The 26547-nt window shown below is 68.5% G+C and carries 29 protein-coding genes and 3 pseudogenes; 19 read left to right on the top strand and 13 right to left on the bottom strand.

All coding sequences use genetic code 11. The annotated features are described in order from the left end of the window. Positions 1-4: 4 nt before the first annotated feature. Positions 5-232 carry a hypothetical protein gene (locus BN996_RS05085; RefSeq protein WP_089777458.1) on the bottom strand — a complete coding sequence of 76 codons (228 nt, stop codon included), beginning with the start codon at positions 230-232 and terminating at the stop codon, positions 5-7. A gap of 103 nt (positions 233-335) precedes the next feature. Next, positions 336-908, bottom strand: coding sequence for a hypothetical protein (locus BN996_RS05080; protein ID WP_089777457.1), 573 nt, complete (start codon positions 906-908; stop codon positions 336-338). 120 nt (positions 909-1028) lie between these two features. Here BN996_RS05080 and BN996_RS05075 point away from each other — a divergent pair, with 120 nt between their 5' ends. Continuing rightward, positions 1029-3683, top strand: coding sequence for an AAA domain-containing protein (locus BN996_RS05075; RefSeq protein ID WP_089777456.1), 2655 nt, complete (start codon positions 1029-1031; stop codon positions 3681-3683). 25 nt (positions 3684-3708) lie between these two features. Here BN996_RS05075 and BN996_RS05070 read toward each other — a convergent pair whose 3' ends face one another. Then, positions 3709-6465 (bottom strand): ATP-dependent helicase, encoded by a 2757-nt coding sequence (locus tag BN996_RS05070; protein WP_089777455.1) that lies wholly within the window; start codon positions 6463-6465, stop codon positions 3709-3711. A 104-nt stretch (positions 6466-6569) separates the two neighbouring features. Here BN996_RS05070 and BN996_RS05065 point away from each other — a divergent pair, with 104 nt between their 5' ends. Further along, positions 6570-7316 carry an MBL fold metallo-hydrolase gene (locus BN996_RS05065; protein WP_089777454.1) on the top strand — a complete coding sequence of 249 codons (747 nt, stop codon included), beginning with the start codon at positions 6570-6572 and terminating at the stop codon, positions 7314-7316. Positions 7317-7340: 24 nt separating this feature from the next. Here BN996_RS05065 and BN996_RS05060 read toward each other — a convergent pair whose 3' ends face one another. The 3 genes from BN996_RS05060 to BN996_RS05050 all read right to left on the bottom strand — a co-directional run bounded on the left by BN996_RS05060 (position 7341) and on the right by BN996_RS05050 (position 9620). Next, positions 7341-8087: an isopentenyl phosphate kinase gene (locus tag BN996_RS05060; RefSeq protein ID WP_089777453.1), complete on the bottom strand. Its 747-nt coding sequence runs from the start codon at positions 8085-8087 to the stop codon at positions 7341-7343. Continuing rightward, complete coding sequence (gene mvk / locus BN996_RS05055) at positions 8084-9160, bottom strand: mevalonate kinase (RefSeq protein WP_089777452.1); 1077 nt, start codon at positions 9158-9160, stop codon at positions 8084-8086. Before mvk ends, BN996_RS05060 begins: the two co-directional genes overlap by 4 nt. A gap of 118 nt (positions 9161-9278) precedes the next feature. Further along, positions 9279-9620, bottom strand: a complete 342-nt coding sequence (locus BN996_RS05050) for a hypothetical protein (protein WP_089777451.1) — start codon at positions 9618-9620, stop codon at positions 9279-9281. A 152-nt stretch (positions 9621-9772) separates the two neighbouring features. On the opposite strand from BN996_RS05050, the gene BN996_RS05045 reads away from it, so the two are divergent. The 8 genes and pseudogenes from BN996_RS05045 (at position 9773) to BN996_RS05010 (ending at position 15728) form a co-directional block, all read left to right on the top strand. Beyond that, a complete protein-coding gene (locus tag BN996_RS05045) occupies positions 9773-10837 on the top strand; it encodes a zinc-binding metallopeptidase family protein (RefSeq protein WP_089777450.1) in 1065 nt (354 codons plus the stop codon). Positions 10838-10936: 99 nt separating this feature from the next. After that, positions 10937-11416, top strand: coding sequence for a 50S ribosomal protein L11 (locus BN996_RS05040; RefSeq protein WP_089777449.1), 480 nt, complete (start codon positions 10937-10939; stop codon positions 11414-11416). A gap of 305 nt (positions 11417-11721) precedes the next feature. Further along, positions 11722-12360, top strand: coding sequence for a 50S ribosomal protein L1 (locus BN996_RS05035; protein WP_089777448.1), 639 nt, complete (start codon positions 11722-11724; stop codon positions 12358-12360). Continuing rightward, positions 12357-13403: a 50S ribosomal protein L10 gene (locus tag BN996_RS05030; RefSeq protein ID WP_089777447.1), complete on the top strand. Its 1047-nt coding sequence runs from the start codon at positions 12357-12359 to the stop codon at positions 13401-13403. The genes BN996_RS05035 and BN996_RS05030 overlap by 4 nt, the downstream gene beginning before the upstream one ends. A gap of 21 nt (positions 13404-13424) precedes the next feature. Next, positions 13425-13763: a 50S ribosomal protein P1 gene (gene rpl12p / locus BN996_RS05025; protein WP_004974573.1), complete on the top strand. Its 339-nt coding sequence runs from the start codon at positions 13425-13427 to the stop codon at positions 13761-13763. Positions 13764-13965: 202 nt separating this feature from the next. Continuing rightward, positions 13966-15196 (top strand): annotated as a pseudogene (locus BN996_RS05020) (tripartite tricarboxylate transporter permease). A gap of 83 nt (positions 15197-15279) precedes the next feature. Further along, on the top strand, positions 15280-15459 hold the full coding sequence (locus BN996_RS05015) for an HVO_2753 family zinc finger protein (protein ID WP_004042997.1): 180 nt from the start codon (positions 15280-15282) through the stop codon (positions 15457-15459). Between the two features lie 2 nt (positions 15460-15461). Continuing rightward, positions 15462-15728: an elongation factor 1-beta gene (locus tag BN996_RS05010; RefSeq protein ID WP_089777446.1), complete on the top strand. Its 267-nt coding sequence runs from the start codon at positions 15462-15464 to the stop codon at positions 15726-15728. Positions 15729-15790: 62 nt separating this feature from the next. Here BN996_RS05010 and BN996_RS05005 read toward each other — a convergent pair whose 3' ends face one another. Then, on the bottom strand, positions 15791-16048 hold the full coding sequence (locus BN996_RS05005) for a glycine zipper domain-containing protein (protein ID WP_089777445.1): 258 nt from the start codon (positions 16046-16048) through the stop codon (positions 15791-15793). Between the two features lie 167 nt (positions 16049-16215). Next, positions 16216-17376, bottom strand: a complete 1161-nt coding sequence (locus BN996_RS05000; RefSeq protein WP_089777444.1) for a cystathionine gamma-synthase — start codon at positions 17374-17376, stop codon at positions 16216-16218. 123 nt (positions 17377-17499) lie between these two features. Here BN996_RS05000 and BN996_RS04995 point away from each other — a divergent pair, with 123 nt between their 5' ends. The 8 genes and pseudogenes from BN996_RS04995 to BN996_RS04960 form a co-directional block, all read left to right on the top strand. Beyond that, the gene (locus tag BN996_RS04995; protein ID WP_004061361.1) at positions 17500-17790 is read left to right on the top strand and encodes a 50S ribosomal protein L21e; all 291 of its coding nucleotides are present in this window, start codon (positions 17500-17502) and stop codon (positions 17788-17790) included. Between the two features lie 3 nt (positions 17791-17793). Beyond that, entirely contained in the window at positions 17794-18150 is a 357-nt protein-coding gene (locus BN996_RS04990; RefSeq protein WP_004042989.1) for an RNA polymerase Rpb4 family protein, read from the top strand. Between the two features lie 53 nt (positions 18151-18203). Then, complete coding sequence (locus BN996_RS04985; protein WP_089777443.1) at positions 18204-18797, top strand: DUF655 domain-containing protein; 594 nt, start codon at positions 18204-18206, stop codon at positions 18795-18797. A 42-nt stretch (positions 18798-18839) separates the two neighbouring features. After that, positions 18840-19703: a 16S ribosomal RNA methyltransferase A gene (locus BN996_RS04980; protein ID WP_089777442.1), complete on the top strand. Its 864-nt coding sequence runs from the start codon at positions 18840-18842 to the stop codon at positions 19701-19703. 3 nt (positions 19704-19706) lie between these two features. Further along, positions 19707-20945, top strand: coding sequence for a mechanosensitive ion channel family protein (locus BN996_RS04975; protein WP_089777441.1), 1239 nt, complete (start codon positions 19707-19709; stop codon positions 20943-20945). Further along, positions 20942-21538, top strand: coding sequence for a HemK2/MTQ2 family protein methyltransferase (locus BN996_RS04970; protein WP_089777440.1), 597 nt, complete (start codon positions 20942-20944; stop codon positions 21536-21538). Before BN996_RS04975 ends, BN996_RS04970 begins: the two co-directional genes overlap by 4 nt. A 59-nt stretch (positions 21539-21597) precedes the next feature. Next, the gene (locus tag BN996_RS04965; protein WP_089777439.1) at positions 21598-22605 is read left to right on the top strand and encodes a 5-methyltetrahydropteroyltriglutamate--homocysteine methyltransferase; all 1008 of its coding nucleotides are present in this window, start codon (positions 21598-21600) and stop codon (positions 22603-22605) included. Beyond that, positions 22602-23528, top strand: a pseudogene (locus tag BN996_RS04960) (methionine synthase); the annotation flags it as partial. The gene BN996_RS04965 and the pseudogene BN996_RS04960, both read left to right, overlap by 4 nt. On the opposite strand, the gene BN996_RS20775 reads toward BN996_RS04960, so the two are convergent. The 5 genes from BN996_RS20775 to rpl7ae all read right to left on the bottom strand — a co-directional run bounded on the left by BN996_RS20775 (position 23524) and on the right by rpl7ae (position 25404). Further along, a complete protein-coding gene (locus tag BN996_RS20775; protein WP_226908702.1) occupies positions 23524-23928 on the bottom strand; it encodes a hypothetical protein in 405 nt (134 codons plus the stop codon). The pseudogene BN996_RS04960 and the gene BN996_RS20775 sit on opposite strands and share 5 nt — an antisense overlap. A 215-nt stretch (positions 23929-24143) precedes the next feature. After that, positions 24144-24608 (bottom strand): nucleoside-diphosphate kinase, encoded by a 465-nt coding sequence (gene ndk, locus BN996_RS04950; protein WP_089777438.1) that lies wholly within the window; start codon positions 24606-24608, stop codon positions 24144-24146. Continuing rightward, complete coding sequence (locus BN996_RS04945; protein WP_004974594.1) at positions 24608-24808, bottom strand: 50S ribosomal protein L24e; 201 nt, start codon at positions 24806-24808, stop codon at positions 24608-24610. The genes ndk and BN996_RS04945 overlap by 1 nt, the downstream gene beginning before the upstream one ends. Positions 24809-24810: 2 nt before the next feature. Beyond that, the gene (locus BN996_RS04940; RefSeq protein WP_004042966.1) at positions 24811-25035 is read right to left on the bottom strand and encodes a 30S ribosomal protein S28e; all 225 of its coding nucleotides are present in this window, start codon (positions 25033-25035) and stop codon (positions 24811-24813) included. A 6-nt stretch (positions 25036-25041) separates the two neighbouring features. Then, entirely contained in the window at positions 25042-25404 is a 363-nt protein-coding gene (gene rpl7ae, locus BN996_RS04935) for a 50S ribosomal protein L7Ae (RefSeq protein WP_004042964.1), read from the bottom strand. 369 nt (positions 25405-25773) lie between these two features. Between rpl7ae and tmcA the strand changes: the two are divergent. Then, positions 25774-26547 (top strand): annotated as a pseudogene (gene tmcA / locus BN996_RS04930) (tRNA(Met) cytidine acetyltransferase TmcA); the annotation flags it as partial.

The following is a 26547-nucleotide window of genomic DNA, read 5'->3' as shown; positions in this document are numbered from 1 at the left end:
CCCCCTACCGGCGGTTCACGGCGGTGAACTCGCGCGCCCACCGGCTCATGTACCACGTGAGGAGGCCGCCGATGACCAGTCCGGCGAGGAGCGCGATTGCGCCCTGAACGAGCGTCGCGCCCGCCTGCGCGGCGACGAGCGCGGCCGACACGCCGACCAGCAGGGTGAAGCCGATTTTGAGCCGGTTGTTGGCGAGCCGCGTCTCGTCGTCGCTCATGCTCGACCCGACCATCGTCCCTCCGAAGTCCCGCAGTGGGGCGGTCGTCGCGCCCGCCCGCGGAGCCTATCGTCCATGCGTGGCTAATGGGAGTGCGAGGGTTTGAAACCGATGACTCCTACTGGAAGCCGCGGTCGATGCCGTCGGACTCGATGAGGTCGTCGAGGTCCGATGAGAGCAACTCGTCGGCGTCCGCGAACTCATCGGAGAGGTCGTCGAGGCGGTCGGGCCGGGCGTCGAACTCGTAGTCCATCGGGCCGAACGCCGGGCTTTCGAGCGCCTCCATCACGTCGGTGAAGAAGTCGTCGGCGGTGGTCGGCGCGTCGGCGTGGACCTTCACGGTCTCTTCGAGTCGCCGCGCCATCGACTCGGCCTGCGACTCGTCTTCGGGCGGTCGCTGGACGGCGAACCGGCCGGCGTCGCCCTCGCCGCCGTCGCGCCGGCGCGGGAACAGCGGGTCGAGGTCGTCGTCGACGCGGCGGGCGACGCGAGCGCCGACGCCGCGGACCTCGTAGGGGTTCTTCGCGTACGTCTTCAGTTGGTAGACGCCGGCGTCGGGGTGGGCGAGAAAGAGGTCTTCGCCGAGGCTTCGGCGGCGACTCCCCGCGACGGCCCGCCACCCGTCGGGGTCGCGGTTGCGGTCGTCGTCGACGACCTCCGAGAGGATGTCCTGCCAATCTCTGACGCGCATGGGAGTGCGTACCGCGCGAGAGAGAAAGAGCGTGACGGTCGGGGGATTCACACACGCGACCTGCCGAACTGCCCGCGCCCACCGACGGCTATTTGCCCGCGCCTCACCCACGCTTTCGACGTGAACCTTCGCGGTCCGCTCGTCGAGGTCGGCGAGCCGCGCGACGTCGAAACGAAGCACGGCGAGCGCTCGCTGGCGGAGGTGACGCTCCGCCCCGAGCGCGGGACCGGAGAGCCGGTGACCGTCACCCTCTGGGGGAAGTGGACCCACGCCGCCGAACACGCCGAACCGGGCATGGACCTCCTCGTCACCGACGCCGAGGAGTCCGAGTACCGCGGCGAGACGACGTATTCGACCGGCTCGGAGTCGTTCGTCGTCGTCGAGCCCGACTTCCTCGTGGACGTGACTGACGTCCGCTCGTGGGTGCAGTGCTCGCGGATGTACTACCTGAACAAGCTCTCGGGCATCCCGCTGAACTACCCGGTTGTGAAAGGGACCATCGTCCACGACGTGTTCGGCGACCTCCTCCGCGGCCGCGACCTCGACTCGTCCATCGACGAGCGCATCGACGAGCGCGGCCTCGAACTCGGCCTGCTCGGCCGCGAGGTCGACGAGGTCGCGGACGAGGTGCGCCGCAACGCCGCCGCCATCGAGGGCTGGCTCTCGCAGGGCGTCCTCACCGACGAGGACGAGTGGCGCTCGGAGTACACCCTCATCTCGCCGACGTTCGGCATCAAGGGCCGCGCCGACGCCCTCCGCCGGGGGTCGCCCGTCGAACTCAAGACCGGTAAGAACCTCAACCGCGACCCGCGGTTTCAGGACAAGATTCAGGCCGCCTCCTACGCGCTCATCCTCGAAGAGCGGGGCGTCCCGGTCGACACGGGGACGCTCCTCTACACGAAGAACACGACGCTCGACCGCACCGAGGAGTCGGGCGACCTCTCGCCGGCGAAGGACTTCTCCATCGGTCGCGGCCTCCTCGAATTCGTCGTCCGCACCCGCAACGAAATCGCGGCGATGGAACACGACATGTCGGTGCCGACCGGCTACGAGGTGAACTCGAAGTGCGAGTACTGCTTCGAGAAGGACACCTGCATGGTCGTCTCCGGCAGGCTCGGACAGGAGTCGAAAGCCGGCGCAATCGGGACTCCGGTTCCCGATGACGAACGCGACTACTTCGACCGCTTCTACCGCGCGGTCGAGGAGGAGCGCCGGGCGGTCCACAACGAGTACCGCAAACTCTGGGACCAGAGCGCCGAGGAGCGCGCCGACGACGACCGGGCGCTCATCGGCCTCGAACCACTCGGCCGGACCGAGCGCCCCGACGGCACGTGGGAACTCCGGGCGGAGCAGACCGACGACGCGGTGTCGAAACTCCGCGCGGGCGACGTGGCGCTCGCCAGCGACGGCCACCCCGTCGAGGGGCACGCCGAACTCGCGCGCATCGTCGAACTCGGCGACGAAATCGTCGTCACGACCGACGAGCCCGTCCCGCTCCGACGCCTCGACGCCTACCCCTCCGAACTCACCGTCGACCGCCTGCTCACCGCCCTCCACGACGCGGTGCTCAAGGGCTCGCCCGAGCGCAAGGACGCCCTGTTCGGCCGCCGCGACCCCGAGTTTGCGGACCGCTCTGCGGGTCGCACGTTCATCGACAACAACGACGCGCAGGACGACGCGGTGCGCCTCGCGGTCGACGCCGACGACCTCGCGCTCATCCACGGGCCGCCGGGGACGGGCAAGACCTACACCATCGCCCGGACCATCCGCGCGCTCGTCGAGGACGGCAACCGCGTCTTGCTCTCGGCCTTCACGAACCGCGCGGTCGACAACGCGCTCGAAGCCCTGCGCGACCAAGGCTTCGAGGACATTGTTCGCGTCGGCACCGAATCGGGCGTCCGCGAGGACATGCAGGACGTGCGCCTCTCGCGGAGCGGCGACCCGAACGCGCTCGCCGCCGCCCTCCGCGACGCGCCGGTCGTCGCCGCGACCACCGCCTCCTGCGGGTCGCGCGTGATGCGCGAGCAGTCGTTCGACGCGGCGCTCGTCGACGAGGCGTCGCAGATAACCGAACCGGGGACGCTCGCCGCCGTCAACCTCGCCGACCGGTTCGTCCTCGTCGGCGACCACAAACAGCTTCCGCCGGTCGTCCGCGCCGAAAACGACCTCCAGACATCGCTGTTCCAGCGGCTCATCGAGACCTACCCCGACGCCTCGGTCATGCTCGACCGCCAGTACCGAATGTCCCAGCGGATTCAGGCGTTCGCCTCCAAGGAGTTCTACGACGGCGCGCTCCGCCCGGCCACGGGGGCCGTCGCGGCTCAGCACCTCCGCGACCTCGGCGTCGACACCGCGGACCTCCCCGCCGAACTCGCGGACCAAGTCTCCTTCGTCGACCCCGACGGCCGTCGCGTCGGCAACACGAACCCCGTCGAGGCTGACCGCGTGGCCGAGGTCGTCGCCGCCTACGAGGCCGCCGGCGTCGACACCGACGACATCGGCGTCATCGCCCCGTTCCGGGCGCAGGTCGCCGAAATCTCCCGCCGAACCGACGCCACCGTCGACACGGTCGACCGGTTCCAGGGCTCCTCGAAGGAGGTCATCGTCGTCTCCTTCGTCGCCACCGGCGAGTTGGACGGCCCGCTGTTCGAGGACCACCGCCGCATCAACGTCGCCCTCACGCGGGCGAAGAAGGCGCTGTGTCTCGTCGGCGACGCCGACGCGCTCGAATCCGACCCGTTCTACGACCGGATGCTCGCGTGGGCGCGGCGGTAAGGGCGTCTCGGCGGCCAATCGACTCTCAGTTCACGTCGATATCGAGGTCCGCCTCGTCGTCGTCGATTTCCGCTTTGACGCGCTCGTGGAACTCCCTGAGCGCCGCGCTCTCGTCTTCGGCGAGGACCACGTCGCTCGCCGTCAGCGTGGCGAGGCCGAACGCCCGCGGCGTCGGCGACGAGACCTGGTGGCCGACCACGTCCACGTCGCCCGCCCGAATCGCCGCAACCGCGTCCTCGATGGCGTCGAGGTTCAGTTTGTCTTCGAGAATCTCGCGGTAGGTCTCTTCTATCACCGCGAACTCGTCGAGGTCCTGTGCGAACGACAGCAGCATCTCCGAGGAGACCTGCTGTTGGGCGGCCGACTTCTCGTAGCCCTTGTAGCGCTTGAGAATCATGAGCGAGCGCGTCGCGTTGATGCGGAAGTAGCGCTTCAGGAGGTCGGTCCCGTCGAGGGCGGCCCGCAGGTCGTCCTCGACTTCCTCGGGGTTGAGGTCGCGGAGGACGCCCGCGAGGTCGACCTTGCGGTTGAGCGGCATCGACAGCGAAAAGCCGTTGTCGGCGACGGCGACCTGCACGTTCGCGTTCGTCCGGCGGGCCGCGTGGTACGCGAGGAGCCGCGAGAGCCCGTCGTTGAACCGCCGGCCGTAGGTGCAATGCACGTAGAAATGCCGGCGGTAGGCCTCGCGGTCGAGTTCGGTCTCGACGACGAGTCTGTCGGGCGTCGCCACGCTCTCGGGGCCGGCGTATCTGACCTGCTCGTCGAACATCCGCGTGACGGCGCGGACGCTGTTCTCGTCGAGCGGGAACTCCCGGAGCCACGACCTGACGGCGGGCGCGCCGCCGGCGTCGAGTCGGTCCACGAGGTCTGCCTGAAATGCCGCGAGTTCGCGGCCGAGGTCGTACGAAAGCGGCAGGCGCTCGGAGAACCACGAGGGGACCGTCGGGCGCTGGGCGGTGCGGTCGACGTACACCTTCGACCCGCGGCGGTAGCGGTACGCGAAGTGGTCGCCGCCGAGGACGAACACGTCGCCTTTCTCCAGCGTGTCGAGGTAGCCCTCGTCGAGCGTGCCGACCCACTGGTCGGCCCCGCGGACCAGCACGTCACAGGTGAAGGAATCGGGAATCGTGCCGATGTTGGTCATGTAGATGACGCGGGCCATCCGACCGCGTTTGCCGATGAGCGGCTCGCCGACGGGGTACTCCTCGTAGTGGTGTTCGCCGTCCGGCGGGTCGTTGGTGTCGCGCCAGATTTTCGCGTAGACGTTCTTGTCTTCGAGGCCGTCGTAGTCGGCGGTGAGATAGCGAAAGAGGCGCTCGAAGTCGTCGTCCGAGAAGTTCCGATAGGGGTAGGCCCGCCGGAGCGTCTCGCGGAGTTCCGACTCGGGGCGAATCGCGTTGATGGCCATGCCGTACACCTGCTGGGCGGCCACGTCGAAGGCGTTCTCGGGGATGAACACCCGGTCGACGAACCCTGACTCGGCCTTCGAGAGCATCACCGCGCACTCGACGAGTTCGTCCCTGTCGAGGGCGATGACGCGGCCTTCGACCGTCTGGCCGAGCTGGTGGCCCGCGCGGCCGACCCGCTGGAGGAGCGCGGCGACGGATTTGGGAGAGCCGACCTGCACCACGAGGTCGATGTGGGGCATGTCGATGCCGAGTTCGAGGCTCGTGGAGGTGGTGACGACGCGAAGCTCGCCGGCCTTCAGCTTCGACTCGATCTCCTGTCTGCGCTCTTTCGAGAGGCTCCCGTGGTGGCAGCCCGAGTTCGACTCGTCGATGTCGTCGAACTCCTCGCGGAGGTTGTGGAGGACGCGCTCCGCGCCAGACCGGGTGTTGGTGAACACGAGCGTGTTCGTGTGCGAGGCGACGAGGTCGTGCAGGCGGTCGTAAAACCGGCTCTGGACCTCGCTTCGGGGCGTCCGAATCAGGTCGTCGGTCGGGCACTCCAGTCGGACGTCGAAGTCGCGGACGAACCGCGTGTCCACGAGTTCGTAGTCGCGGGGGTCGCCGCCCTCGCAACCGACGAGGAACTCCGCGACCGTGTCGAGCGGTTCGACGGTGGCCGAACAGCCGATGCGCGTCGGCGACGACTCGGCGAGGTCCTCCAGTCGCTCCAGCGACACCGACAGGTGCGTGCCGCGTTTGTTCTCCGCGAGGCTGTGAATCTCGTCGACGACGACGTACTCGACGGTTCGGAGCTTCTCTTTGAACTTCGGCGAGTTGAGCAGAATCGCCAGCGTCTCGGGCGTCGTGTTGAGGATGTGCGGCGTCTCAGACAGCATCTTCTGGCGGTCCGCCGAGGAGGTGTCGCCGTGGCGGATGGCGTGTCTGATGTCAACCGTCTCGCCGCGGCCCTCGGCGATGTCGGCGATGCCCGAAAGCGGCTCGGTCAGGTTCCGGTGGATGTCGTTCGCGAGCGACTTCAGCGGCGAGACGTAGAGGCAGTACACCGAGTTGTCGAGGCCGTCGGGCGACCCCCGGTCGCGGCGGAACAGCTCGTTGATGATGGCCGTGAAGGAGGCGAGGGTCTTTCCCGACCCCGTCGGCGCGCAGATGAGGGCGTTGTCGCCGTCGTGGATGTGCGGGATGGCTCCGCGCTGCGGCGGGGTGAAAAAGCCGCCGTTGCCGGGGACGAACTCCCCGAACCGGTCGACCCACCACGCTTGGACGGCGGGCTCCAGCAGGTCGAGGACGTCCTCGTCGGCGACGGACACCGACTCGGGGTCGAACTCGTAGTCGCCGCCTCTCGACGCGAGAAGCGAGCGGCCGCGCCGGGTCATTACCTCGGGGTTAGCCCGCGCGGGTATGAGGGTTGTGCCTGTCCCCGCGGACGACCGACCCGGCGAGCACAAGGACTAACGCCGCCGCCGTGGTAGCTCTGCGCATGCGCGTCACGTTCCTCGGCACCGGCAGCGCGATGCCCGTCACCGGCCGCGCCCAGACCGGACTCCTCCTCGAATCGGACGGCAACGCCCTCCTCGTGGACTGCGGGTCGGGCGTCCTCGCCCGCCTCGCCGAGACGGAAGTCGGCTACGAGGGCGTCTCGTCGGTCCTCCTCACGCACCACCACCTCGACCACGTGTCGGACCTCATGGCGCTCGTGAAAGCCCGGTGGCTCGCCGGCGCTGACAGCCTCGAAATCGTCGGGCCGGAGGGGACGGAAGCCCTCGTCGAGGGGCTGTTCGACGTCCACGACTACCTGCGGGGCCGCCTCGACGTGCAGATTCGGGAGGTCGGCCCGACCGAGTTCGGCGTCGCCGGCTTCGACGTGATGGGGTTCGAAGTCCGCCACTCGATGCCGACGCTCGCCTACCGCTTCAGCAACGAGCGGGGCGAGGCCGATTTCGTCTTCTCCGGAGACACCGAGGCGTTCTCCGCCCTCGGCGACTTCGCCGACGGCGCGAGCGTCCTCGCGCACGACTGCTCGTTCCCGGACGACGTGGACGTGTCGAACCACCCGACGCCGTCGCAGGTGGGCGAGGCGCTCGCCGGTCGGGACATCGATTCGGTCTTCCTGACGCATCTCTACCCCCACGCCGACCGCGTCACCGACGACCTCCGGGCGGGCGTGAGCGAGCGCTTCGACGGCGAGGTCCGAGTCGCAGAAGACGGATTGGTCGTCGAACTCTGAGTCGCGTTCGACGCCGGCTACGCGCTACTCCCCGCGGATGACGGTCCCCGGCGACTCGCCGGCGACGAACGCCGACAGCCCCTCGGGGCCGAACACGTGCGCCGGCGCGCCGAGCGCGAGCAGTTTTCTGACCTTCGCGGCCATGCCGCCGGTCACGTCGGTCGAGTCCGACCCGCCGAGCGCGTCGGCCGCGTCCGCGAACGCCGTAATCTCGGGAATCACGTCGCCGTCGGCGTCGAGGACGCCGGGGACGGTCGAACAGAGCCCGACGCGGTCCGCGCCGAGACCGGACGCGAGCGACACCACGAGGTCGTCGCCGCTGACGATGGTCGCGCCCTTCCCCGCGTGCGCGATGACGTCCCCGTGGAGGACCGGGACGAAGCCCTCGTCGAGCATCGTTTCGGTCGCCGCGAGAGGAAGCGACAGCGAGCCGTCGGCCTCGCGCGCGCCGGCCGAAAGCGGGTGGACCGGCAGGGCCGCGACGCCGCGGTCCGCGAGGGCGTCGAGGACGGCGTCGTTGAGGCGCTTCATCGCGTCGTGGATGGCGCGGACGCCGCGGGCGTCGCGGCTCCCGGAGTCCGAGGAGACGCCGTGTTCGGCGGCGTGGTGGTGGCCGAAGCTCCCGCCGCCGTGGACGACGACGACGCGGCCCGACTCGGCGAGGGTCGAAACCGCGTCCGCCGCGGCCGCCAGCCCCGCCTCGTCCACGGTCTCCGGTTCGTCCTTGTCGGTGACGACGCTCCCGCCGAGTTTGAGGACGACGAGACTCACGCCGAGTCCCCCCGGTCGGGTTCGGAGTCGCCCTCGGCGTCAACCTCGGCCCCGGGCGGCACCTCGACTCTGACGCCCTCGGTGGCGAGTTCGGCGCGGAAGGCGTCCTCGCAGCCGGGGGTGAATCGGAGCGCGGTCTGGGTCTCGGGCGTCGGGTCGAGCGAGACGATACAGCCGCCGCCGCCCGCGCCGGTCAGTTTCGCGCCGTACGCGCCGGCCTCGCGGGCGGCCCACACCATCGAGTCGAGCGAGCGCGAGGAGACGCCGAGAGCTTCGAGCAGGCCGTGGTTGAAGTTCATGAAGCGGCCGAGTTCGGAGAGGAGTTCCTCGGAGGGTTCGTCGGCGTCGGGGACCGCCTCGGCCAGCAGTTCCTCGCCCCGGCGGACGACGTCGCCGACGGTCGAGACGGTGTCGGCGGCGAAGTCGTACTCCTCGCGGAGCGCGCGGACGCCGGAGACGAGCGCGCCGGTGTCGCCCGCGCCGCCGTCGAAGCCGATGACGAACGGGAGCGGCGGCGCGTCGATGGTCCGGCAGTCGTCGCCCTCGACGCGGACGGCCCCGCCCATCGCCGAACAGAAGGTATCGGCGCGGGACGCCTGTCCGTCTTGGACCTCGTGTTCGGCGCGGTAGGCGCGTTCCGCGATTTCGCGCGGCGCGAGTTCGACGCCGAGTTCGCGGGTCGCGGCGTCGATGCCGGCGACGACGACCGCCGCGGAGGAGCCGAGGCCGGCCCCGAGCGGGATGTCGCTTTCGACGGTGATGTCGAAGCCGGCGTCGGGCGCGTCGGCGGCGTCGCGGGCCTCGTCGACCGCGGCGTCGATGTAGCCCATCGCGGCCTCCACGAGCGGTGCCGGAACGTCCACGTCGGGCCGGTCGCCGGTCGAGCCGCGGTACTCGACGGTGAAGCCGTTGAGACTCAGGTCCTCGGCGCGGACGCGGACGTGGTCGTCCTCGCGGGCGGAGACGGTGACGGTCGCCCGGCGCTCGACCGCGCAGGGGACCGCCGGTTCGCCGTAGACGACTGCGTGCTCCCCGAACAGGTACACCTTGCCGGGAGCGCTCGAAACGGTCATACCCCGGAGTTGCTACGGGATTCGCTTAAGGGTATCCGACCGCGGCCGAACTCGGCGGTGGTGGTCGGCGGTAACGGTCGGGGGACGGCCGCGGAAAAACGGTGTTCGGGACGCCGGTTCAGGCGTCGACTTCGACTTCGTCGCGCTCCTCGTCGGAATCGTCGAGGTCGGCCAGTTCGTCGAGGTCGTCGCCGTCGCCGCGGATGTAGCGGACCGCCGCCGCGATGCCGACGAGCAGGACCAGCCCGACGAGTAGCCCCAGTCCGGGACGGCCGCCCGACTCGGCCTCGTCGGTCTCGTCAGCCTCGTCGGCGTCGAATTCGGCGTCGTAGTCGTCGTTCGATTCGTCGTCGGTTTCGAGTTCCGCGTCAGCGCCCTTGGAGAGCAGCGGCGCGCTGTTGGTCGGGCTGAACTCGAAGCCGTCGTGCAGGTGAACCTCGAAGAGGGTGAAGTCGGCCATACCCATCAGTACGCTCACAAGATGGATATGCCTTGTGGCGACGGGGGGATTCGAGCCTCGCGGGACGCTCCGAACCGCGACGCCCAGACCGGCTTCCGGTGGGGTGTGCTGGATTCGCTGTGTTCTTGTCCCGCCGCCCGCGAACGTCCGGTATGGACGACGACCGACGCGCCTTCCTCGAAGACCTGCTCACCACACCCAGTCCGTCCGGCTACGAGGTCGCCGGCCAGCGCGTGTGGGTGGACTACGTCTCGCAGTTCGCCGACGACGTGACGGTCGACGACTACGGCAACGCCGTCGCGGTCCACGAGGGAACCGGCGGGGGCCCCGAAATCGCCTTCACCGGCCACGCGGACCAAATCGGCTACATCGTCCGCGACATCGACGACGACGGCTTCGTCCGCATCGGCCCCATCGGCGGCGCGGACCGCACCGTCTCGAAGGGCCAGCACGTGACGGTCCACGGCGACGACGGCGACGTGGCGGGCGTCATCGGCCAGACGGCCATCCACCTCCGCGACGTGGGGAGCGAGGAGTACGACGACCTCGAAGAGCAGTTCGTCGACATCGGCGCGACGAGCAAGGGCGACGCGAAGGACCACGTCGAAGTCGGCGACCCCGTGACGGTCGAAGCGCGGGTCCGCGACCTCGCGGGCGACCGCGTCGCGGCCAACGGGATGGACAACCGCGTCGGCACGTGGTCGGCCGCGGAGGGCCTCCGCGCCGCCGTCGAGGCCGACGTGGACGCGACGGTGTACGCCGTCAGCACGGTACAGGAGGAAGTCGGCGTGCAGGGCGCGAAGATGGTCGGCTACGACCTCGACCCCGACGCGATGGTCGCCGTCGACGTGACCCACGCCACGGACAACCCCGACGTGCCCGGCAAGCGCAAGGGCCCGGTCGAACTCGGCGAGGGACCGGTCGTCTCCCGCGGGAGCGCGAACCACCCGAACGTCGTCTCGCTCGCCCGCGACGCGGCCGAGGAGGCCGACATCGGCGTGCAGTTGCAGGCCGCCGGCGTCCGCACGGGCACCGACGCGGACGCCTTCTACACGAGTCGCTCCGGCATCCCCTCGCTCAACATCGGCATCCCGAACCGCTACATGCACACGCCCGTGGAGGTCGTCTCCACGAGCGACCTCGACGACGTGGCCGCGCTCCTCGGGTCGATGGCCGCGCTCGCGGGCGACGTGGACTCGTTCGGCGTCGACCTCTAAGCGGGACGTCGCCGAGCGGCGTCTCGCCTGTGCGTAGTTGTCGCATACGGCTCCGGCCGAAAGAAAACCGTTAAAAGTCGCCACACGGTGTTTCCACGTATGGCTGGAACTATCGAAGTACTCGTTCCCGGCGGGAAGGCGAACCCCGGTCCGCCGCTCGGCCCGGAACTCGGCCCGACCCCCGTCGACGTGCAGGACGTCGTCAACCAGATCAACGACCAGACGTCCGCGTTCGACGGCATGGAAGTGCCCGTCACCGTCGAATACGACGACGACGGCTCGTTCAGCATCGAGGTCGGCGTCCCGCCGACGGCCGCCCTCATCAAGGACGAAGTCGGATTCGACACCGGCAGCGGCGAACCCCAGGAGAACTTCGTCGCCGACATGTCCATCGAACAGCTGAAGAAGGTCGCAGAGCAGAAGTCCTCTGACCTGCTTTCGTACGACCTCAAGAACGCCTCGAAGGAAGTCGCCGGCACGTGCGCGTCCCTCGGCGTCACCGTCGAAGGCGAGGACGCCCGCACGTTCAAAGAGCGCATCGACGGCGGCGAGTTCGACGACTACTACGACGACGAGTAATCGTCTCGGACCCGCCTCGGCGGTTCGAACCGCCCTTTCCGTCGGGCCGAGCCGACTCGGCCCGCTTTCTTCTCTCCACGGACCCGACTCGACCCGGAGCGGCCCGACCGTCGACGGCCTCACGTCGCTCGCGTGCCCGCCGGTTCGCATGTGTGGCTGTGGCACGCGAAACCCCCGAATTCGGGGGTTTCGGCTCCCGTGGTTCGACGGACTTAAGTTGAGCCTACTCGTCCTGCCGGACGAGGCAGGCAGTAGCCTGTTTCACTGACCCGTAGGAGCAATCCTGCGTACTACGGAGGTGAATAATGGCAGACACAATAGTTGACGCAGTCTCTCGCGCACTCGACGAGGCACCCGGGCGGAACTTCCGCGAAACGGTTGACCTCGCCGTGAACTTGCGAGACTTAGATCTTAACGACCCGTCGAAGCGTGTCGACGAGAGCATCGTGCTCCCGTCTGGCACCGGCCAGGACACCCAGATTGTGGTGTTCGCGACCGGTGAAACCGCGCTCCGCGCAGAGGATGTCGCCGACGAAGTTCTCGGGCCCGACGAGCTCGAAGACTTCGGCGACGACACCGATGCGGCGAAAGACCTTGCCGACGAGACCGACTTCTTCGTTGCCGAGGCTGGACTGATGCAGGACATCGGTCGCTACCTCGGTACCGTGCTCGGTCCCCGTGGTAAGATGCCGACCCCGCTTCAGCCCGACGACGACGTCGTCGAGACGGTGAACCGGATGAAGAACACGGTGCAGCTCCGCTCGCGTGACCGTCGCACGTTCCACACGCGCGTCGGCGCAGACGACATGACGCCCGACGAGATCGCGGAGAACATCGACGTCATCGTCCGTCGTCTCGAAGCGACGCTCGAAAAGGGCCCGCTCAACATCGACTCCGTCTACGTGAAGACGACGATGGGGCCGTCCGTGGAGGTGCCCGAATGAGCGAATCCGAGGTTCGGCAGACCGAGGTCATCCCGCAGTGGAAGCGTGAAGAGGTCGACGAGCTCGTCGACTTCATCGAATCCTACGAATCCGTCGGCGTCGTCGGCGTCGCGGGCATCCCGAGCCGCCAGCTCCAGGCCATGCGCCGCGAGCTTCACGGCTCGGCCGCGGTGCGCATGAGCCGTAACACGCTCGTCAACCGCGCGCTCGACGAGGTCAACGACGGCTTCGAGGAACTCAAGGAGTACATCGCCGGGCAGGTCGCCCTCATCGGCACGAACGACAACCCGTTCGCCCTGTTCAAGGAGCTTGAGGCGTCGAAGACGCCCGCGCCCATCAACGCCGGTGAAGTCGCCCCGAACGACATCGTCATCCCCGAGGGTGACACCGGTGTCGACCCGGGTCCGTTCGTCGGCGAACTCCAGCAGGTCGGGGCGTCCGCCCGCATCATGGACGGCTCGATCAAGGTGACGGAAGACTCCAACGTCCTTTCGGCGGGCGAGGAAGTCTCCGAGGAACTCGCGAACGTCCTGGCGGAACTCGGCATCGAGCCCAAGGAGGTCGGTCTCGACCTCCGCGGCGTCTTCTCCGAAGGCGTCCTGTTCGAGCCCGACGAACTCGCCATCGACGTGGACGAGTACCGCGCCGACATCCAGTCGGCCGTCTCCGCCGCGACGAACCTGTCGGTCAACGCGGTCTACCCGACCGCCCAGACCGCGCCGACGCTCATCGCCAAGGCGACGAGCGAGGCCAAGGCCGTCGGTCTGTTCGCCAACATCGAGAGCCCGGACTTCATGCCCGAGCTCATCTCGAAGGCGGACGCCCAGCTTCGGGCGCTCGCGGCGAACATCGACGACGAAGAGGCGCTTCCCGAGGAACTCCGCGGCGTGTCCGCGGCTGACACGGGTGCCGCCGAGGAAGAAGAATCGACTGACGAAGAAACAGCGGACGCCGACGAGGCAGACGCCGACGCCGACGACGCCGCCGAAGACGACGGCGACGACGACGAAGACGCCGGCGACGCCCTCGGCTCCCTGTTCTAACAACACACAAGGTACACAACAATGGAATACGTCTACGCTGCGCTCATCCTGAACGAGTCGGACGAAGAGGTCAACGAAGAGAACATCACCGCGGTCCTCGAAGCCGCCGGTGTCGATGTCGAAGAATCCCGCGTCAAGGCGCTCGTCGCCGCGCTGGAGGACGTCGACATCGAAGAGGCCATCGAGACGGCCGCCGCCGCCCCCGCGCCCGCCGCGGGCGGTTCCGCCGGTGGCGAAGTCGAGGCCGCTGACGACGACGACGAGGAAGACGCCGAAGAAGAGGCCGCTGACGAAGGCGGCGACGACGACGACGACGACGAAGAGGCCGACGGCGAGGGCCTCGGCGCGCTCTTCGGCTAACTCCCGCGAGACCCCGCCGCGTCCGCGGCGACGCTCGCTTCGAAACTCCGCTTTCTTTCGACGCAACCCGCCAGCGGCGGTTCTGTCCGCGCATCTGACGACCCCGGTCGCACGCCCGCCGACTCGGATACGGGCCACGACGCCGTCAGCGTCGGTGCCGACCCCGTAGCTTCATACCCGAGGCCGCGGCCACTCCGGCGCGATGTTCCTCACCGGCGGGGCGGTCGTGTCTCTCCTCGGCCGAGCGGCGGCGCTCGCGGCTCCCGCCGCGGTCGACCCGACGACCGCCGCCCTCCTCGGCGTGGCCGTCGGCGTCTTGCTCGGGACCTGTTCGGGTCTCGTCCCCGGCCTCCACGCGAACGCCTTTGCCCTGCTTCTCGCCGGCGTCGCGTCCGACGCGCCGGGGCCGCCCGTCGCCGTCGCGGCCGCCGTGCTCGCCGCGTCGACGGTCCACACGTTCCTCGACGTGGTGCCGGCGCTGACGCTCGGCGTGCCCGACGCCGCGCTCGCGCCGGGCGCGTTGCCGGCGCACGAACTCGTCCTCGGCGGGCGAGGGCGAGAGGCGCTTCGGCTGTCGGCGCTCGGAAGCGGCGCGGCGCTCTGTCTGGCCGTGCCGGTCGCGGTGCCGCTCACCGACGTGCTGGTCGAGGGCTACCCCGTCGTCCGCGACCACCTGTGGCTGGTGCTCGCGGGCGTCGTCGTCGCGCTCGTCTGGACCGAACCGAGCCGTCGGGCGACGCTGGCGGCCTGCGTGACCATCGCCGCCTCGACGGGGCTGGGTCTCGCCGTCCTCGACAGGTCGTTCGGGGGGCCGCTCCCCGTCGGCGGCGTGTTGGCCCCGCTGTTGGCCGGCCTGTTCGGCGTACCGGTTCTATTGGCGGCGCGACGCGGCGGGGGCGTGCCGCCGCAGGGCGACCGGCGGGGGCGCGTTCGTCGGCTACCTCCCGGGCGTCTCCGCGGGGGTCGCGGGCACGCTCGCGCTGGCCGTTCTCCCCGGCCGCGACCCCGACGAATCGACGCGGGCCTACGTCACAGCGACCAGCGCCGCCACGACGGCGACGACGGTGTTCGCGCTGTTCGCGCTCGCCGGGCTGGGGACGCCCAGAACGGGGGCGCTCGTCGCGCTCACCGAGGCGGAGCTCCCGACCGGACTCGGCCTCGCGGTGCCGGTGACGGTCGTCGCGGGGCTTTGCGGGGCGGTGTTGGTGCCGGTCGTCGGCGACCGGGCGCTCGCGGTCGTCGGGAGGCTCGACCAGCGCCGACTCGTCGCCGCCGTCTGCGCCCTCCTCGTCGTTCTCTCGTGGGCGTTCGCGGGCGTCGCCGGCGTCGTCGTCCTCGCGGTCGCCGGCGTCGTCGGTCACATCCCCGTCCGGTTCGGCTGTCGGCGCGTCCACCTGATGTGCGTCCTCATGGGGCCGCTGATACTCGGGTGAGACGTGTCCACGCGGGACACGGATTTCCCCCGCGGGAACCCGGAAAGACAACGGTTAAAAGTCGCGCGCCGGTTTATGAGCGTATGAGCGAGTCCGAACAGCGACACGCGCACCAGTGTGTGTCCTGTGGCATCAACATCGCCGGCATGAGCGCGGCGACGTTCAAGTGCCCCGACTGTGGCCAGGAGATTTCGCGTTGTTCCAAGTGCCGCAAGCAGAGTAACCTCTACGAGTGCCCCGACTGCGGGTTCATGGGTCCATAATCATGGGAAAGGTAGCCGCCAAAATCAAGGTCATGCCGAACAGTCCCGAGCTGGACCTCGACAACCTCGAGGACGCGCTCGAAGACTCCCTGCCCGAGGGTGCGAAAATCAAGGGCTTCGAACGCGACGACGTCGCGTTCGGTCTCGTCGCCCTCCTGCCGACCGTCATCGTCCCCGACGACGCCGGCGGCACCGAGGCCGTCGAGGAAGCGTTCATCGAAGTCGACGGCGTCGAGAGCGTCTCCGTCGAGAACGTCGGCCGTATCTGAACTGACGACCGACCTTTTTCGCAGTTCCGTCTCGTCCCCGGAGCCGCCGCGCTCGCCCGCCGTCAGCGGTGCTCCATGAGGTAGACGCCGAGGACGACGCCGAACGTGAGCCCGAGCATCACGCCGATGGGAAGGGAGTTGCCGATGACCCCCGCGACGCCGCCGAGGAGGAAGCCGATGGCCAGCCCGATACCGAACTGCTCGGCGCTGTGGCTCGACCCCTCGTGGTCGTCGGAATCGACCGTCACGCGGTCTGCGGGTTCGCCGTAGCTCTGTCGCTGTGCGGACTCCGCGCTCAGGGTGAACGTCTCTTGGGACATACCTCATTATTCATCGTGCTATTCAATAACCCTTACTCGCGTTCCCAGTTTCCGGCAACGCTGGAACCTGAACGCGGGAATGAGTGAAATCGCGCGGCTCGAACGCCCGGCGGACGCGGGGCGACCTCAGAACGCCGCGTCGAACGCCCGGCGGACGCGGGGCGACCTCAGAACGCCGCGTCGAACGCCCGCTGAAGGTCGTCCTTCATGTCGTCGATGTGCTCGATACCGACCGAGACGCGGATGAGGCCGTCGGTGAGACCGGCTTCGAGCCGTTCCTCGCGGGGGATGGCCGCGTGGGTCATCGCCGCGGGCTGTTCGATGAGGCTCTCGACGCCGCCGAGGCTCTCGGCGAGCGTGAACACCTCGGTCTCCTCGACGACGGTCGAGGCCTGTTCGAGCGAGCCGTCGAGTTCGAACGAGAGCATGCCGCCGAAGTCGTCCATCTGCTCGGCCGCGAGGTCGTGTTGCGGGTGGGAGTCGAGGCCGGGATAGAACACCTCGGCGACCGCCTCGTGGTCGTCGAGCCACGCGGCGAGTTCGCGGGTGTTGTCGCAGTGGCGGTCCATCCGGACCGGGAGCGTCTTCGTTCCCCGAAGGACGAGGAAGCAGTCGAACGGCGAGGGCGTCGCGCCGACGGAGTTCTGGTAGAAGCCGATTTCCTCGTCAAGGTCGGCGTCGTCGGTGACGAGCGCGCCGCCGACGACGTCGGAGTGGCCGCCGAGGTACTTCGTCAGCGAGTGCGAGACGATGTCCGCGCCGTGGTCGAGGGGCCGCTGGAGGTACGGCGTGGCGAAGGTGTTGTCGACGGCGCAGAGCGCGTCGACCTCGTGGGCGATGTCGGCGAGCGCGCCGATGTCGTTGACGCGCATGAGGGGGTTCGTCGGCGTCTCGACCCACACGAGTTCGGTCTCCTCTCGGACGGCGTCGCGGACGGCGTCGTGGTCGGTGGTGTCGACGAAGTCGAACTCAAGGTCGTACTTCTCGTACACCTGCGTGAAGATGCGGTGGGTGCCGCCGTAGACGTCGTTGCCGGCGACGACGTGGTCGCCCGCTTCGAGGAGGTTGAGCACGGTGTTTATCGACCCCATCCCCGAGGAGAAGGCGCGGCCGTGCGAGCCGTGTTCGAGCGCCGCGAGGTTCGATTCGAGGTCGGTCCGCGTCGGGTTCCCGGTGCGGGAGTACTCGTAGCCGCGGTGGTCGCCCGGCCCGTCTTGGGCGTACGTCGAGTTCGCGTAGATGGGCGTCATGAGCGCCCCCGTCTCCTCGTCGGGCTCCTGACCCGCGTGGATGGCGCGCGTCTCGATGCGTCGCTCGTCTTCGGACATACAAAGAGCGCCGCGCCGACTCGGGTTAAGTCCGTCCCTCCCGCGCGACCACGCGGGAGACACACACGCGCGGTTCGTAACGTGCAATTTATAATGGCGACGCAAGTATTCGTTCTCACGACTATGCCGAGCTCCAACGGTCCGATGAAGGGGACGCGAGGAAAGCTCTCGAACAAGCCGCGCGAGCGCGGCACTTCGCCGCCGCAGCGCGCTATCGCGGAATTCGAGGAGGGCCAGAAGGTCCACCTCAACATCGACCCGAGCGTTCGCGAGGGTCGCTTCCACCCGCGCTTCAACGGTCTCACCGGTGAAGTCACCGGGAAGCAGGGCCGCGCATTCAAGGTGCAGATCAACGACGGCGGCAAAGAGAAGACGGTCATCGTCCGTCCCGCTCACCTGCGCGCCCAGCAGTAAGCGATGACCATCTTCAAAGAAAAGCTCGACGAGGAGTATCTGACGACCTCCGAGGTCAAGGAACTGCTCGCCGAGGTTGAGGCGGAACGCGCCGCCGACGAAGAGCGCGAGATGCGCTACGAACTGGCCCGTGCGATAGAACACGTCAACCGGTTCGCCCACCTCGACCCCGAGGAGTCTCGCGAACTCGTCGAGGAGCTCGCCGAACTGGAGAAGGTCGACGGTCCGACCGCCATCAAAATCGCGGACCTCCTTCCGCAGTCGCGCGACGAGCTTCGCGCGGTGTTCGCTCAGCAGCGCTACGCGCTGTCGGGCGACGAACTCGACGAAATCCTCAACGTCGTCGCGAAGTACGTCTGACCGCGTGACGGCGCGGCCAACTCTTTAAATATCGGCTCGCCGTAACTACTGGTATGACACGTACGGAGAGCGGTGACGCCGACGCCACGACCGAGTACGTCGTCGTACTCGACGTACTCCGCCACGGGCGTCAGGGGGACGACCGACGGCGCTTCGACGCGGCACCCATCGCGTACGCGCTCGGAGAGTCCGATTTCCGTCTCCTGGAGTTGACCCTCGTCGAAGACGCCGACGTGAGTATCGGCGACCGGCTCGTCGTCTCGCCGGCCGCCGACCGCGAGCTGATTCAGTCCGTCGAAGAACTCTCGTACGGCGACCTCTCGAACACGGCGACGGCCGAAGTCGACTACGTCGTCGAGGACATCGTCGAGGCCGACGAACGGCGGTTCGTCGACTTCTACAACGACGCACAGCCCATCACGCTTCGGCTCCACCAACTCAACTTGCTTCCCGGCATCGGGAAGAAGCTCCGCGACAAGATTCTCGAATCGCGCAAGCGACAGGGGCCGTTCGAGTCGTTCGAAGACCTCGAAGAGCGCGTCTCCGGGCTCCACCGCCCGAAGGAGGTCATCGTCGAGCGCATCCTCGACGAACTCCGCGACAACGACGTGAAGTACAAGACGTTCGTCGGACGCGACGGGCGGTAGCGGAACGGGACTTTTACCCGCTCCCGCACGATACCTCTCCCAATGACGAGCGACGGCAGCGAACAGGTCCGCGGGGCCGCCGCGCGCGACCCGGACGCCCTCATCCGGCGGGCGGGCGCTCGCGGGAACCCGGACCACGACCAGCACTTCCTCGTCGACGACCGCGTCGTCGACCGAATCCCGACGTATCTCCCCGAGGAGGCAGACCGCTCGCACGTCCTCGAAATCGGCGGCGGGCCGGGCGTCCTCACGGACCGGCTGCTCGGCGTCGCCGACCGCGTGACCGTCGTCGAACAGGACCGGACGTTCGCCGAGCACCTGCGCCGCGAGTTCGCCGACGAGGTCGACGCGGGGCGACTCGCGGTCGTCGAGGGCGACGCGCTCGACGTCGACCTGCCCGAGTTCACGGCGTGCGTCTCGAACCTCCCCTACGGCATCTCCTCGGAGATTTCATTCCGCCTGCTCCCCCGAGGCAAGCCGCTCGTGTTGATGTTCCAAAAGGAGTTCGGCGAGCGGATGGCCGCCGAGGCGGGCACCTCGGAGTACGGTCGCCTCTCGGTGAGCACCCAACACTACGGCGACGTGGCGGTCTGCGAGCACGTCCCCCGCGAGGCGTTCGACCCCAAGCCCGCGGTCCAGAGCGTCGTCGTCCGCATCACGCCGCGCGACCCGGACTACGAGGTCGACGACGAGGCGTTCTTCCTCGACTTCGTGAAGGCGCTGTTCACCCAGCGACGCAAGACCATCAGAAACGGCATCCGTAACACGGCGCACATCTCCGGGCTGTCGGACCCCGAAGCGGTCGTCGAGGCCGCGGACGAAGACGTCCTCCGAAAGCGCGCCGGCAACATGGCTCCCGCGGAGTTCGCCGAACTCGCGCAACTCGCCGCGTCGGTCGGCCTGTAATCCATGACGCTCCCCGCACTCGCCGCGGTGCTTCTCCGCCTCGCCTCGACGGGAACGCCCCTCCAGAGCGACGCCGTCCTCGACATCGCGTCGCTGTTCCCGACGTTCGAACTCCGCGTCGCCGCGAGCGTCCTCGTGACCGTCGCCGTCGTCGCCGTCTGGCGGGTCGGTGCCCGCCTCCACGACAAGGAGGTAGAGGCAGTCTCGATGCCGGTGTGGCACCTCTCGGTGACGGTTCTCCGCCTCGTCGTCGTCGCCGGCGGCGGGGCGTTCGTCTTCGCGGTCTGGTCGCTGTCGGGCGACATCGGCACGTTCTCCGAGCAGTACGACGTCAACCGGCAGACGTTCGTCCGCATCGTGCTGTCTGCGGCGTTCATCGTCGGCGCGTACGTCCTCACGAGCGTCCTCGGCCGGTTCATCAAGGAAATCGCGAGCACGCGCCCGGAGATTTCGGACCACCAGCGCGAGGTCATCTACCGAATCGCGCAGGTGACGACCTACCTCGCCACGCTCGCGGTCATCCTCGGCATCTGGCGGGCCGACCTCGGCGGCTTCCTCGTCGGGGCTGGCTTCCTCGGCATCGTGGTCGGGATGGCGGCGAGACAGACTCTCGGCGCGCTCATCGCGGGCTTCGTCATCATGTTCTCCCGGCCGTTCGAAATCGGCGACTGGGTCGAGCTCGGCGACCACGAGGGCATCGTCACCGAAATCACGGTCGTGAACACGCGCATCCAGACGTTCGACGGCGAGTTCGTGATGATTCCGAACGACGTGGTGAGTTCGGAGAGCCTCGTCAACCGGAGCCGAAAGGGGCGGCTCCGCCTCGACATCGAGGTCGGCGTCGACTACGACACCGACGTCGACCGCGCCGCCGAGGTGGCGCAGGCGGCCGTCGAAGACCTCGACGAGGTGCTTTCGGTGCCGAAGCCGCAGGTCGTCGCAAAGCGGTTCGGCGACTCCGCCGTCGTCCTCGGGGTGCGCCCGTGGATAGACCGCCCGAGCGCCCGCCGGTGGTGGCGCGCGCGCACCGCGACCATCTCGGCCGTCAGCGAGGCGTTCGACGAGGAGGGAATCACCATCCCGTTCCCGCAGCGCGCGCTGTCCGAGCGCGACCCCTCGGGTCCGGTTCCGCTCACCGACGCGCGGCCCGAAGCGAGTCCCGAGGCCGACGGCGGCGGCGAGAGCGAGGAAGGCGGGGAAGGCGACGACGCCTCGCCCGGTTCCGCGGAGGCGGACCGATGACCGACCTCGCCGAGCGACGCGGGATGAACACCTCGGTCTATCAGCCCGCGGAGGACTCGGGCCTGCTCGCACAGGCCGCGGTCGGCCGCGTCTCGGGGCGCGTCCTCGAAGTCGGGACCGGGTCGGGCTGGGTCGCAGAACAACTCGCGACGAAGACCGACGCCGACGTGGTCGCCAGCGACCTCAACCCCCACGCCTGCCGGCAGGCCGCCGACCGCGCCGCTTCCCTCCGGGCCGACGGCCACCGCGGGTTCGAGGTGGTCCGCGGGAGCCTCGTCGAACCGTTCCGCGACGACGCCTTCGACGCGGTGGCGTTCAACCCGCCGTACCTCCCAGAAGACCTCGAAGCCGCGCGCGACGACTGGATGGAGGTCGCGCTCACCGGCGGCGAGGACGGCCGCGAAATCATCGACCCCTTCCTCGACACGGTCGGGCGCGTCCTCAAACCGGGCGGCACGGTCTTCCTCCTCGTGAGTAGCTTCACCGGCTACGACGAGGTGCTCGCGCGCGCCGAGGCCAACGGCTTCGACCACGAGGTCGTCGTTCGGGAGTCGTACCCCTACGAGACGCTCACGGTGCTCGCGTTGGGATAACCAATGCGCATATGTTGATACAGGAAATATTATACACCGTCATTTCTTAGCCAGGAGTGATGACTGAACTCGTCTCGACGACACCGGGACTGTATCCCCTCCCGGATTGGGTGAAGCAGGAGCTTTCCGACCTCAAGGGTCACCAGAAACACGACCTCATCTCCGGTAACGAGAGCGGCGACATCGTGGGCGCGTACGACCGCGCCCGCGAGGAGGTCGTCTCCGAGCAGCGCGACGCCGGCCTCGACCGCGTCGTCGAGGGGCAACTCCGCTGGGACGACATGCTCGCGCACCCGCTGACGGTCCACGAGAACGTCGAGACCGGGGGCATCGTCCGCTACTACGACAACAACAACTTCTACCGCGACCCGCAGGTCCGCGGCGAACTCACCTTCTCCGGCGACGTCGCGGCCGAACTCGACGCCACCGCCGACCTCCTCGGCGACGAGTCGCTGCAGGCGGTCCTCCCCGGCCCGTACTCGCTTTCCGACCTCGCCACCGACGAGCACTACGGCGACGAGGCCGACTTCCTCGACGCCGTCAGCGAGTTCCTCGCGGGCGAGGTCGACGCCTTCCCCGACCACGAGACGCTGTTCCTCCTCGAACCCTCGCTCGTGTTCTCGCCGCCGGGCGAGGACGTCGACGAGCGCGTCGCCGAGGCAATCTCGGCCGTCTCCGACGCGACCGACGCCGACGTGGTCGTCCACACCTACTGGGGCGCGCTCGACGAGAAGGTCTACGCGCACCTCATGGACGCCGACGTCGACGCCATCGGCTTCGACTTCGTCGCCGGCGACCGCGACCAGACGCTCTACAACATCAACGAGTACGGTACGAAAGACGACATCGCCCTGGGTCTCGTCGACGGCCAGAACACGCTGGTCGAAGACCCCGAGACGGTCCGCGAGCGCGTCGAGTGGACCCTCGACAACATCCAGAGCCAGACGTTCGACACCGCCTACGTGACCTCCAACACCGAACTGTTCTACCTGCCGGAGAACCGCGCGACGGAGAAACTGGCCGCGCTCGCGGCCGCCACGGAGGACGAACTGGAGGTGGAAGCATGAGCCGCGACACCGAGAACCGCGAGCAGTTCCGCCCCGAGGGCCACGACACCGAGCACTTCCTGCTCACGACCGTCGTCGGCTCCTACCCCAAGCCCAAGTGGCTCAACCGCGCCAACGACCTCGCGGAGGACCCCGACTCCAAGTTCACCCAGGAGCACCTCCACGAGGCCCACGACGACGCCTGTCGCGTCATCACCCACGAACACGAGCGCTCCGGCCTCGACACCGTCGTCGACGGCGAGATGCGCCGCGAAGAGATGGTCGAGTACTTCGCCCACCGCATCCCCGGCTACGAGTTCAACGGCCCGGTGAAGGTGTGGGGCCACAACTACTTCGACAAGCCCTCCGTCGTCGGCGAGGTCGAGTACGACGAGCCGTGGCTGGTCGACGAGTTCGAGTTCACGAGCGACGTGGCCTCCAAGCCGGTCAAGGTGCCCATCACCGGCCCGTACACGCTGGCTAGCTGGTCGTTCAACGAACACTACGACTCCGAGGCGGACCTCGCGTACGCGCTGGCCGACCTCGTCAACGAGGAAATCGAACAGCTCGTCGAGGCGGGCGCGACCTACATCCAGATCGACGAGCCCGCGCTGGCGACGACGCCCGACGACCACGCCATCGTCGGCGAGTGTCTCGAACGCATCGTCGCGGGCGTCCCCGACGAGGTCCGCATCGGCCTCCACGTCTGTTACGGCGACTACTCCCGCATCTACCCCGAACTCAACGACTACCCCATCGACGAGTTCGACGTGGAACTCTGCAACGGCGGCTACGAGCAGATAGACGTGTTCACCGACCCCGAGTTCGAGCCGGACCTCGCGCTCGGCGTCGTGGACGTGCATACCGCCGAAGTCGAGACCGTCGAGGAGATAAAGGAGAACATCAAGCAGGGCCTGAAGGTCGTCCCGCCGGAGAAGCTCACGCCGGGGCGATGCGCTCGAACCGCGACCCGCCGGTCAGCGCCTCCGGTACCGGCACCCAGACGGTCGCGGTCCGGTCGTCGGGAGTCGCGAGCGCGAGGTCGAACCGCACGCCGTCGCTCCGGGAGAGCCGGGCGAGGCCGCTCGCGCCCCGCCGCCGCTCGGGGACGACGTTCGTGACGACCCCCGAGTCGACGTGGTCGAGCGCGCGCAGGCCGGCCACGCGGAGTTCCACGTCGCGGATGTCGGTCGGCCCGAGGACGACCGGCCGCACGAGCGTCGAGAGCGTCGCCGCCAGCCGCGCAGCGGTCCACGCCGCAACCGCGGTCGCGCCGAGCATCGCCACCGCACCGCCGACGAACACCACCGCGAGCGCGAGGAGCACGAGTTCCACTTCGACCATGTGACACGTTTCGCCGGGCGGCGAGAAAACCGTTGTTCGCCGCGGGGATGACGGTCAGGGCGCGGTGAGGGTCGCCGTCGACCGCGGATGACCAGTGGTAGAATCCCGCACACTGGACCGACGAGAACACCCTCTCGACGGCTGGAGCGCGGACGAGAGGGGAGACGTGGCCGTCGCTCCTCTCGGAAGAAAGCGTGAGAACCGCGAGACGAGACTTACTCGTAGAGCCAGGTCTCGTCGACGCGCTCGTAGTCGACGAGTTCGTCCTCGTCGAAGAAGAGCGCGATTTCGCGCTCGTTCGCGCCCTCGTCCTCGTGGTCGGAGCCGTGGATGACGTTCCGGCCGAGGTCGAGACCGTAGTCGCCGCGGATGGTGCCGGGGGCGGACTCTGCGGGGTCCGTCTCGCCCATCATGCCGCGGACCTGTCGCGTCGCATCCTGTCCTTCCCAGACCATCGCGAAGACGGGACCGGACGTGATGAACTCGACGAGACCCTCGAAGAAGGGCTTGCCCTCGTGCTCGCCGTAGTGGTCGTGGGCGAGCTCCTCGTCGATCTGCATGAACTTGCCGGCGACCATCTTGAGACCGCGGTCCTCGAAGCGGGAGACGATGTCTCCGATGAGGCCGCGCTGGACGCCGTCGGGCTTGACCATCACGAAGGTGCGCTCAGCGTCGGACATCAGTTGTCCTCCGACTTGCCGCTCGCGCGGCGGCCGGCCTCCGTCCATTCGAGGTCGCGGGCCTCGCGGCCGAGGAAGTAGTTCTTCTCGGCCTTCGAGTCCTTGAAGTGGAGGATGGTGCCGTCGGTTTTGACGTACATCGTGCCCGTGCCGGGCTCGATCTCTTCACCGCTGTAGTCGCACGTGCGCTTCTCGACCATTGTTACTGCCCTCCGATGGAGTCGGCGTCACGCTGGGTCTCGCGGAGCTGGAGGATGTCGCCCTCGCGGACGGGACCCAGCACGTTTCGCGTGATGATACGGCCCTGGTTGGAGCCTTCGCGGATGCGGCACTTGACCTGCATGGCCTCGCCGTGCATCCCAGTCTTTCCAACGACTTCGATGACTTCGGCAGGCGTCGAGTCGCTGGCTTGTTCGTCCGCGCTCATGGTCGGTTATCGAAGGTCCTCGACCTTAGTCGCGATGTCCTCGACATCGTCGGACGCGTCGCCGGCGTCGACGATGGCGGCCGCGGCACTGCCGACTTCGAGGCCGGCGGCGTGGCCGATGTCGTCCTGCGTCTCGACGAAGATGAACGGAATGCCCTTCTCGTCGGCGAGTTCGGGCAGGTGCATGACGATTTCCTCGGGGGAAACGTCTTCCGCGATGAGGACGAGCTGGGCGTTGCCCCGCTCGATGGACTTGGTCGTTTCGTTGGTTCCTTTCTTCACGATACCAGTATCTCGGGCGACCTCAAGCGCCTCGACGGCGCTGTCAGCGAGGTCGGCCGGTACGTCGAAGTCTACGTAGACAGCCATTGTTGTTCACCTATATCCTGCTCGCGGGCTCGACTCCCTCGCCGGTATCACACCGGTCGGTCGGTCGCGACCGGTCAACGATTTCCCTACGGCGAGGAGGTTCATCAACCCCGGACAGGCTGTAACCATCCTTTGCTCCGGCCCCCATAAAAGCGCTTTCAAAATCGTAGCGCCGTGCGACGCGTCCGCACGACCCGCGAATCGCCCGATCTCTCGCCGACCACAGCGCCCGGGTTTTCGTGTCGATTGCTCGCGCAATCCACTTTCGGCGGAGCGTGACGCCGCACCGGAACCACCGCTGTGTCGACCGGAACGCGGGGCCCTCGCCCGACCGAAGGAAGTGAATAGCCGCGCCGGCGTATCGCCTCTATGACCGAACTCGGCGACGACCCCGACGTCGAGGCGCTCGCCGCCGCCCGTCGCGAGGAGGCGCTGGCGACGAACCAGCGACGCCTCCTCGTCCTCGCCGGCGACCGAGACGCCGGTATCGACGCCGCCTTCGACGCGGTTCGCGGGGCCGACGTGCCCGACGACGAGGTGACGTTCGTCACCGCCCGCGAGGGCTTTCGCTTCCACCGCGTCGAACCGAAGCGCGCCTCGTCGCTCCTCGGAACGACCCGGACGCTCATCGTCCTCGACGCCCACGAGGACTTCTCGGCGAACGCGCTCGGCCGCGTCGCCGGCGCGGTCGACGGCGGCGGCCTGCTCGTTTTGCTCACCCCCTCTCTCGACGGCTGGCCGGCCCGCCGCGACTCGTTCGACGAGCGATTGGCGGTCCCGCCGTTCTCCGTCGACGACGTGGCCGGTCGCTTCCGCGGCCGACTCGTCTCGACGCTCCGGGACCACCCCGGCATCGCGCTCGTCGCCCTCGATTCGGGGACCGTCGAGCGCGACGGCGCGTACCGGCAGGGAATCAGCTTCGACGCCGCGCCGCCGCGGGTGCCGAGAGAGGGGGACCGCAGATTCCCGCGGCGCGCCTACGAGGACTGCCTCACCGCCGACCAGTCGGACGCGCTCGCCGCGCTCGAAGCTCTGACCGAACCGGGCACCGCCGTCGTCGTGGAGGCCGACCGCGGCCGCGGGAAGTCGAGCGTGGCGGGCCTCGCCGCCGGGAGTCTCGCCAGCGAGGGCGCGGACGTGGTC

Origin of the sequence: Haloferax massiliensis, from assembly GCF_001368915.1 — an archaeon.
Taxonomy (GTDB): domain Archaea; phylum Halobacteriota; class Halobacteria; order Halobacteriales; family Haloferacaceae; genus Haloferax; species Haloferax massiliensis.
This window is presented reverse-complemented; position numbering and strand designations above follow the sequence as displayed.

Bases quoted from the DNA above. Each gene is read 5' to 3' on its own strand.
- BN996_RS05085 (WP_089777458.1), bottom strand. From the start codon at position 232: ATGGTCGGGTCGAGCATGAGCGACGACGAGACGCGGCTCGCCAACAAC.
- BN996_RS05080 (WP_089777457.1), bottom strand. From the start codon at position 908: ATGCGCGTCAGAGATTGGCAGGACATCCTCTCGGAGGTCGTCGACGAC.
- BN996_RS05070 (WP_089777455.1), bottom strand. From the start codon at position 6,465: ATGACCCGGCGCGGCCGCTCGCTTCTCGCGTCGAGAGGCGGCGACTAC.
- BN996_RS05065 (WP_089777454.1), top strand. From the start codon at position 6,570: ATGCGCGTCACGTTCCTCGGCACCGGCAGCGCGATGCCCGTCACCGGC.
- mvk (WP_089777452.1), bottom strand. From the start codon at position 9,160: ATGACCGTTTCGAGCGCTCCCGGCAAGGTGTACCTGTTCGGGGAGCAC.
- BN996_RS05050 (WP_089777451.1), bottom strand. From the start codon at position 9,620: ATGGCCGACTTCACCCTCTTCGAGGTTCACCTGCACGACGGCTTCGAG.
- BN996_RS05045 (WP_089777450.1), top strand. From the start codon at position 9,773: ATGGACGACGACCGACGCGCCTTCCTCGAAGACCTGCTCACCACACCC.
- BN996_RS05040 (WP_089777449.1), top strand. From the start codon at position 10,937: ATGGCTGGAACTATCGAAGTACTCGTTCCCGGCGGGAAGGCGAACCCC.
- BN996_RS05035 (WP_089777448.1), top strand. From the start codon at position 11,722: ATGGCAGACACAATAGTTGACGCAGTCTCTCGCGCACTCGACGAGGCA.
- BN996_RS05030 (WP_089777447.1), top strand. From the start codon at position 12,357: ATGAGCGAATCCGAGGTTCGGCAGACCGAGGTCATCCCGCAGTGGAAG.
- rpl12p (WP_004974573.1), top strand. From the start codon at position 13,425: ATGGAATACGTCTACGCTGCGCTCATCCTGAACGAGTCGGACGAAGAG.
- BN996_RS05015 (WP_004042997.1), top strand. From the start codon at position 15,280: ATGAGCGAGTCCGAACAGCGACACGCGCACCAGTGTGTGTCCTGTGGC.
- BN996_RS05010 (WP_089777446.1), top strand. From the start codon at position 15,462: ATGGGAAAGGTAGCCGCCAAAATCAAGGTCATGCCGAACAGTCCCGAG.
- BN996_RS05005 (WP_089777445.1), bottom strand. From the start codon at position 16,048: ATGTCCCAAGAGACGTTCACCCTGAGCGCGGAGTCCGCACAGCGACAG.
- BN996_RS05000 (WP_089777444.1), bottom strand. From the start codon at position 17,376: ATGTCCGAAGACGAGCGACGCATCGAGACGCGCGCCATCCACGCGGGT.
- BN996_RS04995 (WP_004061361.1), top strand. From the start codon at position 17,500: ATGCCGAGCTCCAACGGTCCGATGAAGGGGACGCGAGGAAAGCTCTCG.
- BN996_RS04990 (WP_004042989.1), top strand. From the start codon at position 17,794: ATGACCATCTTCAAAGAAAAGCTCGACGAGGAGTATCTGACGACCTCC.
- BN996_RS04985 (WP_089777443.1), top strand. From the start codon at position 18,204: ATGACACGTACGGAGAGCGGTGACGCCGACGCCACGACCGAGTACGTC.
- BN996_RS04980 (WP_089777442.1), top strand. From the start codon at position 18,840: ATGACGAGCGACGGCAGCGAACAGGTCCGCGGGGCCGCCGCGCGCGAC.
- BN996_RS04975 (WP_089777441.1), top strand. From the start codon at position 19,707: ATGACGCTCCCCGCACTCGCCGCGGTGCTTCTCCGCCTCGCCTCGACG.
- BN996_RS04970 (WP_089777440.1), top strand. From the start codon at position 20,942: ATGACCGACCTCGCCGAGCGACGCGGGATGAACACCTCGGTCTATCAG.
- BN996_RS04965 (WP_089777439.1), top strand. From the start codon at position 21,598: ATGACTGAACTCGTCTCGACGACACCGGGACTGTATCCCCTCCCGGAT.
- BN996_RS20775 (WP_226908702.1), bottom strand. From the start codon at position 23,928: ATGGTCGAAGTGGAACTCGTGCTCCTCGCGCTCGCGGTGGTGTTCGTC.
- ndk (WP_089777438.1), bottom strand. From the start codon at position 24,608: ATGTCCGACGCTGAGCGCACCTTCGTGATGGTCAAGCCCGACGGCGTC.
- BN996_RS04945 (WP_004974594.1), bottom strand. From the start codon at position 24,808: ATGGTCGAGAAGCGCACGTGCGACTACAGCGGTGAAGAGATCGAGCCC.
- BN996_RS04940 (WP_004042966.1), bottom strand. From the start codon at position 25,035: ATGAGCGCGGACGAACAAGCCAGCGACTCGACGCCTGCCGAAGTCATC.
- rpl7ae (WP_004042964.1), bottom strand. From the start codon at position 25,404: ATGGCTGTCTACGTAGACTTCGACGTACCGGCCGACCTCGCTGACAGC.